Source organism: Trebonia sp. (assembly GCF_049794275.1).
Taxonomy (GTDB): Bacteria; Actinomycetota; Actinomycetes; order Streptosporangiales; family Streptosporangiaceae; genus Trebonia.
In genome coordinates this window covers 1-1522 of record NZ_JBARCR010000510.1, presented here as the reverse complement: position 1 = coordinate 1522, position 1522 = coordinate 1, and the positions used below count along the sequence as shown (strand labels likewise).

The following is a 1522-nucleotide window of genomic DNA, read 5'->3' as shown; positions in this document are numbered from 1 at the left end:
CCGCTGCTGAACCGGTTGTTCCGCGAGCTCGGCGTCATGACGCAGGCCTCCGAGATGAGCATGTCGGTCAGCTGCTCCGGCTGCGGAGTTCAGTACGCGGGCAAGCGCGGGCTGGCCGGGCTCGGCGCCGGCCTGCGGCGTGGCGGGCCCCGGTATCTGCGGATGCTGGCGGAGGTCCCGAGGTTCCACCGGGCCGCCAGGCGGGTGCTGGCATCCGGGGAGTCCGGTGAGCTTTCACTCGCCGATTTCCTGCGAGCCCGCGGCTTCTCCGCGTACTTCACGACCCACTTCGCGGCACCCCTGGTCGGGGCCGTCTGGTCGTGCCCGCCGGACGTGGCACTGCGCTACCCGGCCGGCTATCTGTTCGCCTTCCTCGCCAACCACGGGATGCTGTCGGTTTCCGGCTCGCCGCCGTGGCGTACGGTCAGCGGCGGTTCGCGGTGCTACGTCGAGGGCATCGCGGTCGGCCTGGCGAAGATCTGCCTGTCGTCTCCTGTCGTTTCCGTCCGCCGTTACCCCGACGGGGTACAGGTGCGCGACGCGTCCGGGGAAGCGCGCGACTTCGACGCCGCGGTGATCGCCACTCACCCGGATCAGGCGCTGCGGATGCTCGACACCGCCACGCGAGAGGAACAGTCAGTCCTTGGCGCGTTCCGCTATACGCCCAACCAGGCAGTGCTGCACACTGACAGTCGCCTTCTCCCGGCGCGCGCCAGCGTCCGCGCGTCCTGGAACTACTCGCAGGGCTGTGGCGGGGGGCCAGCCGCGGCGCCACCGCGGATCAGCTACTACCTGAACCGGCTCCAGCGCCTGCCGACGGCGCGAGATTACATTGTCACGCTCGGCGATTCCGCCGAGATTGACCCGGCGCGGCGCATCGCCACCATGCGGTATGCCCATCCCGTTTACACGCGGGAGTCGGTGGCCGCGCAGTCGCGGCTCCCGCGCTTGAACAACGCGGTCACGGCCTTCGCCGGCGCCTACCACGGCTGGGGGTTCCACGAGGACGGCTGCCGGTCAGGGGTCGCCGCCGCGCGCGCACTTGGCGGCGTCTGGTGACCGCCGCGCTGTATGAGTGCCGCGTCTTCCACGCCAGGCGGGCGCCACTGCGCAACGTGTTCAGCTACCGCACCTACCAGTGGCTTGTCGACCTCGATGAGCTGCCCTCGCTGCGCGGCTGGCTGCGGCTGCTCGCCGGATTCAACGCCCGCGATCACCTCGATGGCCCGGGTCGTACCATCCGGGGCAACGTCGACGAGTTCCTGCGGACGCACGGCATCGACCTAGGCGGCGGCCGGGTGCTGATGCTGGCCCACGCACGGGTTCTCGGCTACGTGTTCAACCCGCTGACCGTGTTCTGGTGCCATCGCGCGGACGGGACGCTGGCGTGCGTGATCGCCGAGGTGCACAACACCTACGGACAGCGCCACGCCTACCTGGTGCACACCGACGCCCGAGGCCGCGCCCGGATGGAGAAGGCGCTGTACGTCTCGCCGTACCACCCCGTCGACGGCTGGTACCA

General features: G+C 70.2%; 2 protein-coding genes. Both read left to right on the top strand.

The features are described 5' to 3' along the window. The coding region (locus WA805_RS13810; RefSeq protein WP_425242534.1) for an NAD(P)/FAD-dependent oxidoreductase at positions 1 to 1059 on the top strand (1059 nt) is incomplete at its 5' end. After that, positions 1056 to 1522: DUF1365 domain-containing protein (locus WA805_RS13805; RefSeq protein WP_425242533.1), on the top strand; the 467-nt coding region annotated here is incomplete at its 3' end. The genes WA805_RS13810 and WA805_RS13805, both read left to right, overlap by 4 nt.